Annotated in this window: 16 protein-coding genes; 15 read left to right on the forward strand and 1 reads right to left on the reverse strand. The window is 53.4% G+C overall.

What is annotated here, in order from left to right:
• The first annotated feature begins 54 nt into the window (after positions 1-54).
• From PBA01S_RS02465 to PBA01S_RS02525, 13 genes are all read left to right on the forward strand, one after another.
• Positions 55-1884 carry a sensor histidine kinase gene (locus tag PBA01S_RS02465; protein ID WP_028540316.1) on the forward strand — a complete coding sequence of 610 codons (1830 nt, stop codon included), beginning with the start codon at positions 55-57 and terminating at the stop codon, positions 1882-1884.
• On the forward strand, positions 1877-3526 hold the full coding sequence (locus PBA01S_RS02470; RefSeq protein ID WP_028540315.1) for a response regulator transcription factor: 1650 nt from the start codon (positions 1877-1879) through the stop codon (positions 3524-3526). The genes PBA01S_RS02465 and PBA01S_RS02470 overlap by 8 nt, the downstream gene beginning before the upstream one ends.
• A 127-nt stretch (positions 3527-3653) precedes the next feature.
• Positions 3654-4976, forward strand: coding sequence for an extracellular solute-binding protein (locus PBA01S_RS02475; RefSeq protein ID WP_127575234.1), 1323 nt, complete (start codon positions 3654-3656; stop codon positions 4974-4976).
• A gap of 107 nt (positions 4977-5083) precedes the next feature.
• Entirely contained in the window at positions 5084-7186 is a 2103-nt protein-coding gene (locus PBA01S_RS02480; RefSeq protein ID WP_127575235.1) for a glycoside hydrolase family 36 protein, read from the forward strand.
• Between the two features lie 386 nt (positions 7187-7572).
• Positions 7573-7998, forward strand: a complete 426-nt coding sequence (locus PBA01S_RS02485) for an SRPBCC family protein (protein WP_127575236.1) — start codon at positions 7573-7575, stop codon at positions 7996-7998.
• Positions 7999-8001: 3 nt separating this feature from the next.
• Positions 8002-8400 carry an ArsR/SmtB family transcription factor gene (locus PBA01S_RS02490; protein ID WP_016314283.1) on the forward strand — a complete coding sequence of 133 codons (399 nt, stop codon included), beginning with the start codon at positions 8002-8004 and terminating at the stop codon, positions 8398-8400.
• 215 nt (positions 8401-8615) lie between these two features.
• On the forward strand, positions 8616-9596 hold the full coding sequence (locus PBA01S_RS02495) for an aldo/keto reductase (RefSeq protein WP_016314282.1): 981 nt from the start codon (positions 8616-8618) through the stop codon (positions 9594-9596).
• Positions 9597-9625: 29 nt separating this feature from the next.
• Positions 9626-10483 carry a GNAT family N-acetyltransferase gene (locus PBA01S_RS02500; RefSeq protein ID WP_028540310.1) on the forward strand — a complete coding sequence of 286 codons (858 nt, stop codon included), beginning with the start codon at positions 9626-9628 and terminating at the stop codon, positions 10481-10483.
• Between the two features lie 105 nt (positions 10484-10588).
• The gene (locus PBA01S_RS02505; protein ID WP_009223631.1) at positions 10589-11158 is read left to right on the forward strand and encodes a TetR/AcrR family transcriptional regulator; all 570 of its coding nucleotides are present in this window, start codon (positions 10589-10591) and stop codon (positions 11156-11158) included.
• 208 nt (positions 11159-11366) lie between these two features.
• Entirely contained in the window at positions 11367-12863 is a 1497-nt protein-coding gene (locus tag PBA01S_RS02510; protein ID WP_371859492.1) for an MDR family MFS transporter, read from the forward strand.
• 222 nt (positions 12864-13085) lie between these two features.
• A complete protein-coding gene (locus PBA01S_RS02515; protein ID WP_084628964.1) occupies positions 13086-14375 on the forward strand; it encodes an NCS2 family permease in 1290 nt (429 codons plus the stop codon).
• A 148-nt stretch (positions 14376-14523) separates the two neighbouring features.
• Positions 14524-15087 (forward strand): hypothetical protein, encoded by a 564-nt coding sequence (locus tag PBA01S_RS02520; RefSeq protein WP_028540307.1) that lies wholly within the window; start codon positions 14524-14526, stop codon positions 15085-15087.
• Between the two features lie 183 nt (positions 15088-15270).
• Entirely contained in the window at positions 15271-16656 is a 1386-nt protein-coding gene (locus tag PBA01S_RS02525; protein ID WP_051417180.1) for a sensor domain-containing diguanylate cyclase, read from the forward strand.
• 1 nt (position 16657) lies between these two features.
• On the opposite strand, the gene PBA01S_RS02530 is transcribed toward PBA01S_RS02525, so the two are convergent.
• A complete protein-coding gene (locus PBA01S_RS02530; RefSeq protein WP_127575237.1) occupies positions 16658-16951 on the reverse strand; it encodes a hypothetical protein in 294 nt (97 codons plus the stop codon).
• A 202-nt stretch (positions 16952-17153) separates the two neighbouring features.
• Between PBA01S_RS02530 and menA the strand changes: the two genes are divergently transcribed.
• Together menA and PBA01S_RS02540 are read left to right on the forward strand one after the other, a co-directional pair.
• Positions 17154-18104, forward strand: coding sequence for a 1,4-dihydroxy-2-naphthoate polyprenyltransferase (gene menA / locus PBA01S_RS02535; RefSeq protein WP_127575238.1), 951 nt, complete (start codon positions 17154-17156; stop codon positions 18102-18104).
• An 88-nt stretch (positions 18105-18192) separates the two neighbouring features.
• Complete coding sequence (locus tag PBA01S_RS02540; RefSeq protein ID WP_127575239.1) at positions 18193-19293, forward strand: Gfo/Idh/MocA family protein; 1101 nt, start codon at positions 18193-18195, stop codon at positions 19291-19293.
• Positions 19294-19303: the final 10 nt, after the last annotated feature.

Consider the following 19303-nt stretch of genomic DNA (forward strand, 5'->3'; position numbering starts at 1 on the left):
AAGGGTAAAAAGGTGAACTCGCTTTTTCGCCCGAGGTACTAGAAATGAGGAGCTATGTTCAACCGCATCCGAAGCATCATGACAACGCTTACTGACCGGATCTCGCGTAGGCTGGTCAATAAGCTTATTTTGTTGTTTACGACGATCATTATTCTAGTAGTTGGCCTACTAACCGTTATCTCTTATGAGATGCTTGAACAAGAATCCGTAGAGCATAGTATGGCCAGCACCACCAACAACCTGAAGCTGATTAATCAGAAGCTGGAAGATTACCTCGCCGGTGTGGAACAAATGTCGCTGCCGCAGATTCACTATGAGGACATTCTGCAGGCGATTATGAACGAAGAATCGGATTACGCGTCAAAAATGTACTTGGAGGACTATCTGCGAGAGCTGTTTTACTCGCGGAATGACTTGGAGAGCATTTATCTCTATTTGATCGATCAACGCAAATACTACTCTATTACGCGCGAAGCTTATAACGTCTCGGTTCGGGTGAGCTATCAGGAGGATATCCCCAATCAGGCGTGGTATAAGCGGGCGATGGAGAGCCGTTTTAACGAAGCCTATCAATCGTTTATCGTGCCAGGGGCGAAGTCGGGCTACGACATGGATGTAGAACCGGACTTTATGGGGTATCACCGCGTGCTGCGGTCCTTAGTCACCCGAGAGCCGAAGGCGATTGTCTCTTTTTATATGAAGCCCACGGTGAAAGATCAAATTTTGAAGGATGTCCCGTTCGAAAACGGAGAGCACCTGCTGTATCTAGATCCGAATAATGTTCCGTTTCATGTGGATGATCCTGCTTTTTTGGAGAAGGTTGAGGATGCACCCTGGCTTGCCCGGCTTGAAGAGGGAGATTCCATGAAGCCGATCACCTGGACCAGTGAGTCTGGCCACAAATATTTGATTATTTACAACATTGAAGCGAACGGGGGCTGGAAGCTGGTCAAACCGATTCCGTACAGCAACCTGTATGCGGCTGCCCGAGCCACGCGGAATATTGGATATCTCATCGGCACAATATTCTTGTTGATTTCGCTCATTCTGGTGACTCTGTTTTCCAACAAAATTACGAGTCCGCTGAAGGATTTGTCTCTCCAGATGCGCCGCTTCAGCGAAGGGACCTTTGATGCGGAAATCCCTGTGAAGGGTCAGGATGAGATCGCTTATTTATCCCGGCATTTCAACCGGATGGTGCGGCGGACGAACGATTTGATTAACGAGCGCTACAAGATGAAGCTGGTGGAGAAGAATGCGATCCTCAAAGCGCTGGAGGCGGAGATTAACCCGCATTTCCTGTATAATGCGCTGCAGGCGATTTCGACCAAAGCGCTCAAGAGCGGGGACGACGAAGTAGCCGATATGGTGGATGCCTTGGCGTTGACGCTAAGATATTGTATTAGTGGAAAAGACATCGTGTACGCTAGGGAGGAGCTGAAGCATATTGAACGTTATCTCGCGTTGCAGAAGGCTCGGTTTGGCAGCCGGCTGCAGGTAACGGTCGAGTGGGAGGAAGCCCTCAAGGAGCTGCAAATTCCCAAGCTGTCTATTCAATCTTTGGTTGAAAACTCCATTAAGCACGGGCTTGAGAAAATGTCGAGCGGCATCTCGATTCGGATTCGGGCCGAGCTGAGGGATAAGCATGCGGTGATCTCTGTCAGCGACAACGGTCCGGGCATTTCTCCGGAACGAATGGAGCAAATCCAGACGTCCTTCCGCCAAGAGTGGGAGGAGCAGGAAGGCGAGAACATCGGACTCAAAAATCTGTATACCCGCTTGAAGCTTCTCTATGGGGAAGAAGCAGAGCTCAAGATCCAGAGCGATGAGCACGGGACGGATATGTGTATGATCATACCGCGAGGGGGCAGCAGTTATGTATAATGTATTGATTATCGACGATGAGGAGCCGCTTCGCGAGGCGATTCGGATTCTAGGAAATTGGCAAGAGCTTGAGGTGGATGAAATCCGGGAAGCGACGGACGGCAAAATGGGGCTTGCCATGCTCGAGCAGTACAAGCCGGACATCGTTATGGTAGATATGAAAATGCCGGAGTTAAACGGGGTCGAATTCCTGCGGATTGTCGAGGAGAAGTATCCCGAGCTGCTGACCATTGTGATCAGCGGATATGACGACTTTGAATATACGCGTCAGGCGATTCATGCGAAAGTGGTCGATTATTTGCTGAAGCCGGTCAATCGTCAGGATTTGAACCAGGCGCTGCGCAAGGCGGTAGATGTGTTAAATGCCAAACGCGAGCGTCAGAAGGAATCGATCACACGAAACATTGCATTTAATATGTCGCTCCCGAAATTAAAGGAGAAGATCTATTTTTCCATTATTGAACGGAGCTTTAAGAAGCAGAGCAGCCAGGCATTCCTCTCGTTAATTGGGGCGGATGAACCGGATCATCGATATGGCGCGCTCGTCCTGCGGATCTTGAACATGGAAGCTGTCCAGGAGAGCCGGTTTCATCGCGACCGGGAGCTGCTCCATTTCGCTGTGGCGAATGTGATTAATGAGGTTGTGGTGAACAATCTGCAGTGCTTCAGCTTTGCCAATCCGAAGCAAGAGCGGGAAGTGATCGCCATCTATACGGTGAAGGGGGGCTACCCGCAAGAGATCGCGTTTCGTGCAGGGGAATTGATGCGAAAAATTGTATCGACGATAGGTGATCTGTTTGGAATGCTGACTGTCGGAGGAATCGGACGATATTGCGAGGATGTGTTACACTTAGCTGAATCGTATGATGAGGCGGTTGCAGGCATTCAGAGCATCGACCTGCTGAAGCTTAAAGGGAACGCGGTCATTGGAGAGGTGGATAAGGCAGCGAGCAAGGAGACGTTCTCCTTCTCCAGTCGAATGCCGATCTTGCGGGGGGCGTTAGAGGCAGGCAATCTTAACCATGCCAAATCGGTGGTGGTCGAGTTTACCAAGAGCATCAAAGCCGCTGGATCCTTCAGCATCGGCGCGGCTGATCGGTTGATGCGGGAAATCGTCGTGCTCATGAATGATACGGTTTCCGAGCTGGGCGTTCCGGCGGACAAGCTTCCTTCCTCCGGCGGAGATCGGTCACTGCATAAGATTGGAATCAGCACGGATATCACTTCGTTTGATCAGTTCGAGGCCATCCTGCTTCATTTAACAGAATATTATCACGAGCAAGTCTGCCGCTCGATGGCCGCAGGCCGCCCGTTCAGCGTTGAGGTCATCAAGGAATATATCGACCATCACTATTTTGAGGACATCAAAATTTCCATGTTCACGGAGAGATATTTTTTGAGCCGCGAGTATTTAATGAAGCTGTTTAAGCAACAATATGGCTGCGGCATCCATGAATATGTGCAGAAGATCCGTATGGATAAGGCCAGAGAGCTGCTGGATGATTCGTCGCTCAAAATCCAGGAGATCTCGGAAATGTTGGGGTATAAGGACAAAAACTATTTCAGCAAGGCGTTCCGGAATTACTATTCGCTGTCACCATCCGAATACCGCCAGCAACAGGAGGAAAGGGGCAAAAAGTGAACTGACGGCAAGGCTTCACTTTTTTACCCTTAATTCACCACATATCTACATTTCATCACTTGACTTCCTTCTTTAAAATAGGGAGCATAGTAAATATTCACCAAAATGAAAGTGGGGGGCAAAGCTAATGAAGAAAAAGATTCTGGCCTTATCATTCAGCCTGGTGTTGATTATGGGCCTGTTATCCGCTTGCGGCGGCAACAATAACGCGGCGAATAACGGGGCAAGCAACGCAGGCAGTGGTAACGGCGCAGCGACGGATGATTCCAAACCCGTAACCATCAACATGTTCACGGCTTCTCCGGAATACACCGACGCATTTAACGCCTACATTGAGGAATATAAGAAAGTGAAGCCAAACGTGACGATTAACCTGGAAATCATGCAGGCGGACTACAACACGGTATTGAAATCCAGAATTGCAGCAGGAAGCACGCCGGATGTATTCCAAACGACCGCGGGCGGAGATATCGACACTTTTGCTGAATACAGTGCGGATTTGACGGATCAACCGCTGGCTGCGGCCATGACGGATGCAGTTCGTGCGAATATGACTTCCTCTGACGGTAAAGTGCTGGGCTTGCCGGTGAAAGGGAACCTGTTCTCCTTAATCTACAACAAGGAACTGTTCGACGAAGCAGGAATCGAGAACTTCCCGAAAACGACGGCGGAGCTGGAGGATGCCATCGCTAAACTGGAAGCGAAAGGCATTACGCCATTTGCGAATGCGTACAAAGAATGGTGGGTATGGAAACACATCTTCCAACATTTCGTGAACGCTGCAGCTCAAGATGCCGGTGTAACATCGCAGGATCTGGTGAAGAGCTTTATTGCCGGGGATGCGAAAATCAAGGATTATCCGGCGCTGTACGACAACTTCTTTAACTTCATCGATACCACGGTAAAACATGGCACCGACAAACCGCTGGAACGCGACAGCAACGCACAAGTCAGCGACTTCGCATCCGGCAAAGCGGCAATCTTGTCAGGTAAGGGTGCCTGGGACGAAGAGGCGATCAAGAAGATTAACCCAGACATTCAAATCGGTATCGCCGGCTATCCGGTCAGCGACAAAGCCGAACAATCGACGATCATCACGGGTGCGGACCAAGCTCTGCGTATCAACAAAGACTCTGCGGTCGTTGACGAAACGATCGAATTCTTTAACTGGTTGTATACTTCCGACTACGGCAAGAACTGGTTCTCCACGATCGCGAAGGTCATTCCTCCAATCAAGGATGCTCCGCTCCCAGAACTGGATATGCCGAAACAAATGAACGAAATCCTGAAATCCGAACCATCGGGTGACCTGGCGGTCAACTACTCCCTGGATACGTTCCATCAAAAATTCGGCGAAATCATGCAAGCTTACATCGGCGGCAGCAAAACCAAAGATCAAGCTGTGACCGAAATCGAACAAGCATGGGTACAACTGGGTTCGGCTGAATAATCAACGGGAATCTCGGTTGTTCGTGAAACCACGAAATGAACCCGGCACCAACTATCGGTGCTGGGTTTTGCTTTTACTTAGGACAGGTAAAGGAGTGTACGAGGGCGATGAATCAAATCGAGCTAAGGGAGAACGGCTTACATCTCATTTTGGAAGTCACCGACGAGCAGGATGTGCGGCTGCTGCATTTTGGAGCAAGTGCATTGAGTGAAGCGGTGATCCGGGAGGAGCAGAAGCCGGGATTCCGGCTGATGGAGCTGCAACTCACTGGAGAGGACCGGGCCGAATATCACGGACGGACCCACCGGGCATCGTACCCGGGATTGAGGATGGTGTACGCCGGTCATACCAAAGGACGGAACGAGTTCGGGAGGAAGCTGGAAATCGCGCTGCGCGACCCGAAGACCGGGCTGCAGGCGGTGCAACACCTCCAATTTTACGACGGGGTGCAATTGGTCCGAGCTTGGGCAGAACTGTACAATGCCGGGCCGGAAGCGGTGGGGATTGAGTATGTTTCCTCTTTTGCATTGACCGGGTTGGATAAGGAGGGCCGCCAGGATCGGGACGAGAAAATGCGGCTGTCCATCCCCCATACCGGATGGCAAAGCGAGCTGCAGTGGCGCACATACCGATTACCTGAGCTCGGCTTATCTCATTTGACGGATCGCAGCTCCAAGCGGATCTCCTGCAGCAATACCGGCTCCTGGTCGGCGGCCGAGCATATCCCGATGGCGGTTCTGGAGAACCGCGAGGCGGAGAGCGTCTTGTTCTGGCAAATCGAACATAACGGCTCTTGGCATTGGGAGATCTTCGATCAGGTGGACCAACTGACCTTGCTCCTCAGCGGACCAACTGAACACGATAACCATTGGTGGAAATCGCTTCAACCGGGTGAGCGGTTTATCAGCGTCCCGGTGGCTGTTGGCGCGGCGAAGGGAGGCTTCGAGGAAGCGATCGGCCAGCTGACCGCTTACCGTCGCCGGATTCGCCGACCGAATGCGGATAACCGGGAATTGCGGATTATTTTTAACGATTATATGAATTGTCTTTGGGGTTCACCTACGACAACCAAGCTGCTGCCGTTGATTGATGCCGCGGCTGAAGCGGGCTGCGAATACTTCTGCATCGATGCCGGCTGGTACGCTTCGGGTGAGTGGTGGGACGGCGTGGGGGAATGGCTGCCGTCTTCGGAACGGTTCCCGGAAGGGATCAAGTACGTATTGGATTATATCCGCACCAAAGGGATGGTGCCGGGACTATGGCTGGAGCTGGAGGTCATGGGCATCAACAGTCCGAAGCTGGCAGACACGGACGACAGCTGGTTCTTCATGCGGCACGGCAAACGGGTGATGGACCGCAGTCGCTACCAGCTCGACTATCGCAACCCGAAGGTGGTGGCCCACGCCGATGAGGTCATTCGCCGATTGGTGGAGGACTATGGTGTCGGCTATATCAAGATGGACTATAACATCAACGCCGGGATCGGGACGGAAACGGCGGCGGACAGCTTCGGCGATGGATTGCTGCAGCATAACCGAGCATACTTGGCTTGGCTCGATCGGATTTTTGAACGCTATCCGGAGCTCGTTATCGAGAACTGTTCCAGCGGCGGGATGCGGATGGATTATGCGATGTTAAGCCGCCACAGCATCCAGTCGACCAGTGATCAGGAAAATTACGTGAACTATGCGGCGATTGCCGCTTCATCCCCGTCCGCGCTGACGCCGGAGCAATCCGCTATCTGGTCGTATCCGCTGCGGGAAGGCGATGATGAAGAGGTCGTCTTCAATATGGTGAATGCGCTGCTGCTGCGTGTGCATCAGAGCGGTCATTTGGCGGAGCTAAGCCCGCGACGCCGGGAGCTGGTGAAGCAGGCGCTGGACTATTACAAGACGATTCGCGCAGACATTCCGGAGGCATTGCCGTTCTGGCCGCTGGGGCTGCCCAAGCAGCAGGACGACTGGATCAGCCTTGGCTTGCGCCGGCCGGGCAGCGATATGGTATATCTGGCTGTATGGCGTACGCGCGGGGAAACCTCCTCACAATCCTTGCCGCTTCCGTCGCTGCAAGGGGAGGGGCTGGACATCCGCTGTGCCTATCCGCAGGACTTGGATTGCGCATGGAACTGGGATGCCGCCGCAGGTCAGCTGACAGTGACTCTGCCTTCCGCGCCGTCTGCCCGATTGTTTGAGATCCGCCGTAAACTATAGGGGGAGCTTAGATCCGAAGAAGATCCGCATCGCTGCTTTTGGCAGGGGATGCGGATCTTTTTTGTGCAAGGATAGCGGGTCATGGGAATGAAATGCGAAGTTCAATTGATCTTCTCGCCCGCCAGTTTGAAGCGAAGCTCAAACAAAAGGGGATCGGGAAGATTCGTTTTGTCGACGTTACCGTAGTAGTCCAATTCATGTCTATCATCGGAATAATAAAATTTGTTCATGAGTTCTCGCTAAATTGATCCTCGCTAGCATTCGTGGATTGGGGTGGATCTCTTTTGATTGACATGAAACCAAATGGTGTCATATAATCGATTTTATTAGGAAACCATTTGGTTTCATGTTAGCTAATCAATCAAGATTATAAAGGAGAATAGATGATGGAACAGAACAATACGGGTAAGCTGCCGGATATTCGGCATACGATGCTGCTCAATGCACCGATCTCGCGGGTATGGGAGGCTGTAGCTACGTCGGAGGGGATTGCCGCTTGGTTTATGCCGAATAGTTTTCAGCCGGTATTAGGCTATGAGTTTGTCCTGCATGCCGGCCCGTTTGGAGATTCCCCGTGCAAGGTGATGGAATTGGAGCCGCCGCACCGGCTGTCGTTCACTTGGGGCAAGGATTGGACGGTGACCTTTGAGTTGGAGGAAAAAGGGGAGCAAACGGAATTTACGTTGATTCACGGCGGTTGGACTGCCTACCAAGTGACTGAGTTCGGCGAGGCGCACGAGCTGGTTCGCGGCCGTATGGATCAGGGCTGGACGGGTATCGTCGCTGCGTTGGCTAAATATGTACAGGAGTAAGTCATGGCAGAGGCCGCTTCTGTAAAACATGATGTGTTCCAGGCGATTTCCGACCCGACGCGCCGAGAACTGCTGCAGTTGCTGAGCGGGCAAGAGCTGGCGCTAAAGGATATCAGCAGCCAGTTCCCTATCAGCCGAACTGCGGTATCCAAGCACTTGCGTATCTTGGCAGAGGCTGGCCTTGTGCGCGAGCGCAAGGTCGGCCGGGAGACGCGCTACCGCCTGGAGGCCGACCCGCTGTTGGAGCTGAAGCGCTGGCTGGCGTTTTTCGAGCGGTTCTGGGAGAACAAGTTGGCGTTGCTCAAGCACTATGTTGAATCTGAACCGGGCGCAGAACCGGAGGGGCTCCTTCCCGTCCCGGCGCCGCCATCCGGCAGTACAAGTGAGAATTCGGGCCAATAAAATAAAGCCCTCGGCTGCACCTCAATAGGGGAGACGGGGGCTATTCCCATGTACGCGGCAGATGACGGGTTTGAAGGATTCAAAGGGGGAGCCGACCATCCCCTTTAGCTGGGATCGGCTTGCCTTCCCCGGGTCTCCCATCTGGTATATAATGGGTTTGGACTATTTCATCATGGCAAATTACTTCCAAAAAAACGCTCAAGGAGGTTGTTGACATGAAGTACGTCAGTTTGGGAAGAACCGGATTGAAGGTCAGCCGTTTGTGCCTGGGAACGATGAATTTTGGGCCAACGACGGACGAGAAGGAAGCGTTTAAAATCATGGACGCTGCCATTGATGCCGGCGTTAATTTCTTCGATACGGCGAATGTCTACGGTGGAACGTCGCATCGCGGCTGGACCGAGGAGATCATCGGCCGTTGGTTCGCGCAGGGCGGCGGCCGCAGAGAGAAGGTTGTGCTGGCGACGAAGGTGTACGGAGCGATGAGCGATCCTGCGTCGGATCCCAATGAAGGCCAATCCGGCTTATCGGCCTACAAAATCCGCCGCCATCTGGACGATTCGTTGCGTCGGCTCGGCACGGACCATATCGAACTGTACCAGATGCATCATGTCGACCGGAACGTTTCTTGGGATGAGTTATGGAATGCTTTTGATATCGCACAAAAACAAGGCAAAATCGGTTACGTTGGTGCCAGTAACTTCGCTGGGCGGGATCTTGTGAAGGCGCAATATGAGGCGAAAGCTCACGGGGCGCTGGGCCTTGTCTCCGAGCAGCATAAGTACAGCCTGCTGTGCCGACTGCCCGAGCTGGAGGTTCTGCCTGCAGCCGAGGAGCTGGGGATCGGCGTGATCCCGTGGAGTCCGTTGGACGGCGGGATTCTCGGCGGGAATCTGAATCCGCAGCCGGGCTCGCGTACGGCGAAGCAGACCGAACGGCTCGAGAAGCTGCGCCCGCAGCTGGAGCGGTTTAGCAACCTGTGCAAAGAGCTGGGCGAATCCGAAGCCACGGTGGCCCTCGCCTGGACGCTGGCGCATCCGGCGGTGACGGCGCCGATTATCGGGCCGCGGACGCTGGAGCAATTTGAGGAAACGCTGCGGGTTGTCGAAGTCGAGCTGAGTGAGGATACGCTCAAAGCTATTGACGAAATTTTCCCGGGTCCGGGTGGTGAAGCGCCAAAAGCGTACGCCTGGTAAAAAGCCATACGAGGGAGGAGAACGAGACGATGATTCGATATGAGCGAGGCACGGACCTGGACATGAGCACGATATATCAGGCGTTTCAACGCGGTTTTGCCGATTATATCATCCAATTTAATTTGACCGAAGCGGAATTTGCGGATCGATTCTTTGGTCCGGAAGGCAATGCGCGTGAGCACTCCTTCGTAGCTCTCGACGGCGATGAACCCGTGGGGGTTGTCTTAGGCGGCAGCAAGGTCTATGAGTCCGTCCGGACAATGCGCTGCGGCGCACTGGCCGTCAGCCCGGAATATCGCGGCAAAGGCGTAAGTGCCGGCCTGATGGATCTGCACCGGGAGGAGGCGCTGCATGCCGGTTGCAAGCAGTTGTTCCTGGAGGTCATTGCCGGGAACGACCGGGCGATCGCTTTCTATTTAAAAAGAGGATACCGCCGTGTATACGACGTCTCGTACTTCACCCTTCCCGATGCATCCCGACTGGAGGCCCCGCAGGGGGCTTCCGCGGGAGCGCCGGTGGAGCGAATCGAGTTCGAGACCTTTGCCAATCTGGTGGGGCCTTGGAGATATTTTCATATCAACTGGCAAAACGACTTGGAGTATCAGCAACGAACTCCGTCTAACGTCTATTACGGCGTCCGGGTGGACGGTGAATGGGCCGGAGGGCTCTCGATCAGTCCGACCGGTAAGATCAATATGCTGATTGTCAGCCATCAGCACCGGGGTCAAGGCTTGGCCACCCGGATGTTGGTCGCTGCCCGCGAGGAGTTAGGCTTCGTGAAGTTCACCGCTTCCTTGCCGGATAATGCACTGCTGGAAGGATTTTTGGATCGGCATGGCTTTGTTCGCGATAAAATCAGCCTTCATGAGATGTACCTTCGCCTATAAAATGGGGGCATACCGGGCCTAAAAAGTGTTGACATAGTCCTTGGACATCGTTTATCATCATGTAGACCAATCGGTCTAATCTTACGCGGAAAGGTACCGGTATGCATGCCCAATCAGAATCCGACCCGTCAGTTGCTGATCGAAACAACGGCCAAGCTGCTGCAGTGTCAAGGCTATAACGCGACGGGGCTGAACCAGATCACTCAAATGAGCGGTGCGCCCAAGGGATCGTTGTATTACCATTTCCCCGAAGGGAAAGAGCAACTCGCGTGTGAAGCTGTTGTGTATACCAAGAACGTCACTTTGGAGAGCTTGCGCGCTGTACTGGACTCTACCGAAGATGCAGTTGGGGCTGTGCAAGCGTTGCTGCTTCTGATTGCCGACAACTATGATCGCGAGGATGCAACGCTGGGGGTGCCGATTGGCATCGTTGCCCATGAGACCGCCCGCAGCAACGAGAATATTCGTCAGGCTTGCTGTGACGTGTATAACGCTTGGATCGCTGAACTGGAGAAGAAATTTATCGCTTCCGGCTACAGTGCGGAAGAATCGGCGGATTTAGCCGTGCTGATCAATGGGATCGTCGAAGGTTCGATCATCATGTGCTTAACGCAGAAGAGCAGCCAGCCGCTGCACACAGCAGCTCGTCTGGTTCCGCGGCTTTTTCCTTCCTGAGCCCCGTTGCTCAGGAGCCCTTGCGGCAGAAGGAAGTGAGATCAGCGCCTCTTTCCTTAAATTTTAATATATAGAATGGTCTACACAACTTCCCCGTCGTGAACCCCAAGGCACGCTTTGCCTTGTTTATATAGATTAACCTAGAGAGAGGCGTAAAGTCCCAAAATAGGAGAAGATGGAGGTAACCCTACAAATGAATACATCATCGATGTCATCGGCTCATGGCGCCGGTGTGGAAGGGATCAGGCGTCTGCCGATTACGATCGCCCTGGTCATCGGGGCCTTTGTGTCCATATTAAATGAAACGTTGCTGAATGTGGCCTACACGGATTTGATGCAAGAACTGCGCGTGGGGCCTTCGACGATACAATGGCTTTCTACTTCTTATATGTTAGTGATTGGGATTCTGGTGCCGATTACGGCGCTGTTGATTCAATGGTTTACGACGCGGCAGATGTTCCTGTCGGCGATGATTCTGTTTCTGGTCGGAACGGTTGTCTGCGGGATTGCTCCTTCGTTTGGCGTGCTGCTGCTGGGTCGGATTATTCAGGCGATCGGAACAGGGCTGCTGCTTCCGGTCATGATGAACACCATTCTAACGATCTATCCTTCGGAAAAAAGAGGGGCGGCCATGGGCACGATCGGTCTGGTCATTATGTTTGGTCCGGCTATTGGTCCTACGCTGTCCGGCTTAATCCTGGATGTGCTGGATTGGCGCTGGCTGTTCTATCTGGTGATTCCGCTCGCGGTATTGTCCATTGTCTACGGAGCGCTGTATTTGCGGAACGTGTCGGTATTAACGAGACCGCGGGTGGATCTGCTGTCCATTCTGCTGTCAACGATTGGTTTTGGCGGTATCGTATACGGGTTTAGCCACGCGGGCGAAGGTGAAGGGTGGTCAAGTCCTGTTGTCTATACCTGCCTGGTTGCCGGATTTATCGCTTTAGTCTTGTTCGTTTGGCGGCAGCTGCGAGTCGCTGAGCCAACTCTGGACGTCCGCGTCTTCAAGTACCCGATGTTCGCCTTGTCGGCCGCGTTGCTCATGGTCATGATGATGACCTTGTTCTCGACGCTGATTATCTTGCCGATGTATCTGCAAGGCGCGCTGCTGCTGGCACCGTTCGCCGCTGGTCTCGTCTTGCTTCCCGGCGGGGTAATCAACGGTCTGATGTCACCGGTGGCGGGACGGTTGTTCGATAAATTTGGTCCGCGCGCGTTGATCGCGCCGGGGCTTATCATCGTGATCGCCACCTTGTGGTTCATGCGCGGCTTGTCGACGGACAGCTCGACCGGAGAGGTCATCGCGTTGCATATTACGCTGCTGATCGGAATTTCCTTGGTGATGATGCCAGGGCAAACGACGGGGCTGAACCAGCTGCCTCGTAACTTGTATCCGCATGGCACCGCGATCATGAACACACTGCAGCAGGTGTCGGGCGCGATCGGCACCGCGCTGTTCATCAGCATCTTCTCGCATGGCCAAGAACGTTACTTGAAAGCTTCGGCCAATCCGCAGGATCCAGCCGAGCTGGGGAACGCACTGGTGTCCGGTATGCACCAAGCGTTTACCATTTCGATGTACGTTGGCGTGGTGGCGTTGGTGATCGGCTTGTTCCTGCGCCGCACTTATGCGCCGGAGGAAACGCAGGTTGCTGCAGGCAGCCATCCGGAGTTTAAGCCGGAGGTTAACCCGGAATCGCGTTAATTGTAAAGGAAATCAAAGGCCGTCTATGCTTGAGACGGACACAGACCGGTTCGGTGGGAAGTTTCCATCGGACCGGTTTTTTTCACGTTGACTAGATGTGAACATTCTGGAAAACTTGAAGATTTCGATTGAACATCCGGCAAGGAACAGGGATGATGGCATAGGGAATGATTGGCTATACTGACAACATGAATATTCAGAAGGAAGGGGCATCCATTGATTATGGACCGGTTTTTTAAATTAAAAGAACATGGAACGACCATTCGCACCGAGCTGTTCGCCGGGCTAACTACCTTTCTGGCGATGGCCTACATCCTGGTCGTCAACCCCGCTGTGCTAAGCGCGGCTGGAGTTCCGTTTGATCAGGTGTTTATGGCTACCGTGATTGCGGCGGTTGTCGGCACGCTGTTTATGGCGCTGTTCGCCGGGCATCCGATCGCCATCGCTCCCGGCATGGGGTTGAACGCCTACTTCACGAGCGTGGTTGCCAGCACCGGATTGTCTTATCAGACCGTGCTGGGCACGGTGTTTTTTGCCGGGGTGCTGTTTCTGCTGCTAAGCTTAACCCGGCTGCGGGAAGCGCTGATCCGCGCGATTCCTGATTCGCTGAAGTTCGGCATTACTGCGGGGATCGGGTTATTCATCGCCTTCTTAGGGCTCAAAATGTCTGGCATCGTCGTGGCGAATCCCGACAACCTCGTGACATTTGGCGATTTGCACCGCTCGGTGACGTTGCTGACCTTGTTTGGCGTCTTTGTCACACTGGTGCTGATGGCCCGCCGCGTTCCCGGCGCGCTGTTTATCGGCATGGCACTGACCGCGGTGGTGGGCTATTTTACCGGTCAACTGAAATTGGACGGCTTCGTGTCTGTGCCGCCTGCGCCGGTCTTCTTCGACCTGGATTTGTCCGGCGTCTTTAGCCAAGGGCTGTACACGACCGTATTCGCATTTCTGCTCGTTACGCTGTTCGATACGACCGGCACGCTGATTGGCGTTACGGAACAAACCGGCGCTATGAAGAACGGCGAGCTTCCTCGGGCCAAGGCCGCATTGCTCGCAGATGCGACGGCGACCACCATCGGTTCGATGTTCGGTACGAGCCCCACCACCACCTACATCGAATCGACGACCGGCGTGGCGGCGGGCGGTCGCACCGGCCTGACATCACTCGTCGTCGCTGTACTGTTCCTGCTGTCGATGTTCATCTCGCCGCTGGTGGGGGCGATCTCCGGTCTTCCGGCCATCACCGCACCTGCCTTGATTATTGTGGGCTGCTTTATGATGGAAGGATTGGCCCGGATTCAGTGGAAATCGTTCGATGAGGCGTTTCCGGCCTTCGCGATCCTGTTGATGATGCCGCTCACCGCCAGCATCGCCACCGGGATCGCTGTTGGGTTCATCACGTATCCGGTGATGAAGCTGGTCAGCGGCAAAGGGCGGGACGTTCACCCGTTGCTTTATGTGTTTGGCGTGATCTTCGTGATTCAACTGGCTTTTTTTCCGGCGCACTAGGAAATTGAAGAAGATTTTGTTACTTGTTTTAACCGGGGTGAGACCCTTTTTTCGGCAGGCCGTCATATAATGAACCTGTAAGCCATACAATGGAAATCCTGAGGCGGTAAATCGCTGGATGTGCAGACATGAGAAAGGCGGACCTGACATGAAAAATTGGTTTACAGCGCTGCTTCCCCTGGCGCTCATTGTGATGTTACCCGGGCTGGATGCCCATGCGCCGTCGTCCTTCGGGTTTCTTGCCGGAGCGGGAACGGGAACAGGAGCCAAGTCGTCGACTGTTGGGATGGCGGAGCTGCAGTTACCCGAGACGGTTACGGTATACTTGAACGCCGTGAGCCTTGATTCTGACGGAGGAGTTCTCACGGTGGACCCGATCTTGTGGTATCAGGGGGATGAGGCGGCGGCGATCTTCGCAGAACGCGAACCGGAGGCTGGCATTGACGGACCACCGGACGGCTATTATATCGTCAATGACGCAGAGGAATCGGTGAGTTATCCGGTTTCCCCGGAAGCTGAAGTTATACTGCAGATTTATGACCGTACCGGTAAGCCGGAGGATATCGAAATCAAGGCAGATGAAACCGTAACCTTAAAGAAATTTAGGGAGTTGTTCCAACAGACGGATCTGCTGGATCTCAGCCTATTCCCATATCACCTCACGCTGAAAGAAGGCAAGGTCGTCCGGATCGTACAGCAATATGTGCCGTGACATCTGCATGAAGGTATGAGATTCAAGCCGGAGGATATCGCTCCGGTTTTTTTTTATTTGGGTGTTGCTGATAAAATCGTGTAGCACAATTTTGCAGTTGTAGTATAATATTTCCTTAGACGTAGTTCTTTGTACCCAATACATTCATTTTATCATGAGCCTCACTTTAAGGGGGGAGAACGGATGAACGCCCACCAAATTCATATCAAAAACATCTGGATGCTGAAATTGCTTGTCGGCTTGTTTATTGTTGCCAGTGTGCTGCAAATGCTGGTTCATCGGCATTTCGAAGTGGCACAACCGATCTTGGGCGCTTCTCTGCTCTTGGTGCTGGCCGGATTTGTGGTAAGACGCCGCTGGCCGCGGCTTACGATGATCTTAACGCTAGTGATGCTATTCATTTACCTCAATGTAATGGTATTCACGGATTTGTCCGTGACGAATTATATATTCCTGGGGCTGCTGCCGCTCCTCAGCTTGATGTATCATCATTATCTTGCGGTCGCGGTGGCAGGCGCACTTCATCTTCTGTCGATGCTGTATTTAGCGCTGGCATACCGGGGGGCGCTGTTGAGCGGGAAGCTGGAACGCGGCGATGCTGTATTTTTTGTGGTATACGGTCTGTTTATCTTATCGTTTTGCTTGATCTATGTACTGACGACGAAGATGCTGTCACCTCGAACTGAAAGCGACAAGTTGCCTTTGAATGATATCCTTGAAAACGCATCCGTTGGGGTCTGGGCTTATGACCTCAGTAAAATGGAATTGGAGGTTTCCTCCGGGTTCGAGCAAATTACGGGATATTCGAAAGAGAGCCTGAAGGGGAGGCAAGTGCAGGAGATCATCTACCCTGCGGACTTGAAGCTATTCCTCGAGATCCAGCATGAACTCATCCTTCGAAAAACGAACTCCACGAAGGAATGCCGCATCGTTCGGCCCGACGGTGAAATCAGATGGTTCCAGAACCGGGCACGGCCGTATTTCAACAACCATGGGCATCTCGTAAGGCTGGAAGGGGTCGTTATTGATATCACGGAACGGAAGCAGCTAGAGGAAAAAATTCAATTCCTGGCCTATCATGACGAGCTGACGGGACTAGCCAATCGGGCAAAATTTTATGCCAAGTACGCAGAAACGCAAGGGCAAGGAGAGCCCGTCGCCCTGATGTTCCTGGATCTGGACAATTTCAAGGAAGTGAACGACACCTACGGCCATGAAGCCGGGGATGAACTGTTGAAGCATATCGCAGGCCGGCTGGTCACCCTAGTCCGGGCGGAGGATACGGTTTGCCGTTTGGGCGGGGATGAATTCGTGATTTTGCTGGTAGGCCTGCAGGAGGACGGGGTATTAAAAGTGCTGGACCGCATTCGATCCAGCCTGGCTGAAGGTTATGTGTATCGGGGAAGACGGATCAGTATCTCGGCCAGCATTGGCATCAGTCTGTCACCGGATGGGAACGCAAGCTTGGAGGATATGCTTCGGCTCGCCGATGCAACGATGTATGATGTCAAGCGGGGCGGCGACACGATCCGGATGACCGCTGATTCCGGTTTGCCGCTGCCCAGCTGATTTATTTCTTCTCCCCTCGGTTTTCTTTCCGTTCCAAATAGATCGCTCCGAGCCATTGACTGGCAGCAAACAACACCACCATGCCAAGGACCACTAGAAAGCGGTTGTCTCCCTTACGCAGCAAGAGCTGCAGCAGAAACAAGGCGACCGCCACTTCCGTCCACACCAGACCGCGTTTGCGCAGCGCCTTGAGATCGTAAGCCCCGGAACTCATTTTACGCAAATTCAATACGGCGATCACAGCGAGGATAAGTAGAAAAATCAAAGATCCAATCAGGTCTTCTGTGGAGAACATGGACAATACGCGAACCCCTCTTCTACAGTAATGGTACAACTTACTTGCATTTTAGCTTAAGCCGTCAGGTCATGGCAAACGAATCGAATACATCGGCTTGCGAATTCTAGCCTAATGCCCTTTGTCAAGGACATATCCAACAGCCATTATTTCAAAAGTAAGATATCTTCTTTTTAACTAGATAAAAAGAGGATGATGGAGAATGGCGATCACCAAATTTCTCAAGCTGGTGGAAATCCAGACGAAGGCCGCAAGTATGATTCCGCTTCTGTTCGGCACGGTCTATGCTGTCTATCGGTTCCATGTGTTTGAGCCTTGGCATTTTGTGCTCATGCTGATTTCCTTGCTCAGCTTCGACATGACCACGACGGCGATCAACAACTATGTGGATTACAAAAAAGCGAACCGCAAGCACGGCTATGGCTATGAAAAACATAATGCCATCGTCAAGTACGGCATGAATCCAACCGCGGTGCTGGCACTGATTATTTTGCTGTTCACGATCGCGGTGACCGCGGGAGTGCTGCTCTTCCTTCAGACCGGGTGGCTGCTGCTGTTGCTTGGCGCGTTGTCGTTTGCGGTCGGCATCTTGTATTCTTTTGGGCCGATACCGATCTCCCGGATGCCGCTGGGCGAAATTTTTTCCGGACTGTTCATGGGGTTTGTTATTATATTTGTGTCGGCTTACATCCATGCGGGCGACCAATTGGCTTCACTTTCGCTGCAGGGCGGCACGGTGATTCTCCAAGTTCATTTGCTGGAGACGCTGCTGGTCTTCCTCATCTCCATACCGGCGATTCTTGGCATTGCCAACATCATGCTGGCCAACAATATTTGCGATATGGAAGAGGATATCGACAACAAACGCTACACCTTACCGATTTACATTGGAAAAGGTCCGGCGCTGCTGTTGTTTAAACTGCTCTATTATGCGGCCTACGTGGATGTGATTGTACTGGCGATCCTGGGGGTTCATCCATTGATACTGCTGCTGGTTCTCCTCACCGTGGTGCCAGTGTCCAAAAATATCCGAACGTTTACCGCGCAGCCAACCAAGCAATTTACGTTTGGCTTGTCGGTGCAAAACTTCCTGCTGACCAATATGGCACGTATTCTCGCATTGGTTGTCGCTGCGGTTCTCCCTTTCTGGTGATAGGCCCCCGCGGCCAAGCATCTACATCCAGGTGAGGATTCGAGGCTGACGCATGGGTTGGCAGACTTGAGGAGGAAGCAAAGAGACGATGGACAATCGAGGCAAGCTGCGGATCGGAATGGTTGGCGGCGGTTGGCGGGCTGAATTTTATTTGCGGATTGCCCGCGCGCTGCCGGAGCGTTTTGAAGTGAGCAACATCTATATGCGGGACGAGGCAAAAGGTCGGGAAGTGAACTGGGTATGGGGCGTTCCGGTGACAACAAATTGGGAGGCCTTCCTGAAGCAGCGGGATTTCGACTTTGTGGTGTTGTCTTTGCCTCGGACGGTTACGCCGGAGTACCTGGTTCGGCTCGCTGCAGCGGGCATACCCGTGCTGACGGAGACGCCGCCGGCGGTCGATCTGTCCGGGCTGTACCAACTCTATGAAACCGTTGGATCTACGGCGAAAATTCAAGTGGCCGAGCAGTTCCTGTTCCAGCCGATGCATGCGGCCCGCCTTGCCGTCGCGCGGTCGGGTCTCTTGGGCGAGGTGTCGCACGTGCAGGTATCGGCGGGACACGGCTATCACGGCATCAGCCTGATTCGGCAACTGCTCGGAGTGGGATTCGAGGAGGCGGAAATCCGCGGGGAGCAGATTTCCTCCCCGCTCGTTCAAGGCCCCGGCCGCGGAGGCTGGCCGGAGGTGGAGCAGATCGTCACTTCGTCTCAGACGATTGCGCTGCTTAGGTTCGGTGAGCGGACGGCATTGTTCGATTTCACCTACGATCAATATTTCTCACCGATCCGGCGTCATCGCGTGCTGGTGCGCGGCGTCCGGGGGGAAATCGACGGGACGGAGCTTCGCTACCTTCGCGATTTCCGCACCCCGGTGGAGCTGCAGCTGCGGCGGGTGGATGCCGGCCAGAACGGCAGCCTCTTGGGGTATTACCACGAAGGTGTGCTGGCCGGCTCCGAATGGGTGTACGTGAACCCGTTCCGGCCGGGACGGCTGACGGACGAAGAGATCGCCATCGCCACCAGCTTGGAGAAGATGGGGCAATACGTACATGGAGGCCCTTCGTTCTACAGCTTGGCGGAGGCGGCCCAGGACCAATACCTGTCCTTGATGATGGAGCAGGCGGTCCAATCTGGGCAGACGGTGCGGACCGAGCGCCAGCCCTGGGCCATCGAATCGCAAAAAGCAGAGTGAATCCATTGAC

This window comes from Paenibacillus barengoltzii NBRC 101215 (assembly GCF_004000745.1).
Classification (GTDB): domain Bacteria; phylum Bacillota; class Bacilli; order Paenibacillales; family Paenibacillaceae; genus Fontibacillus; species Fontibacillus barengoltzii.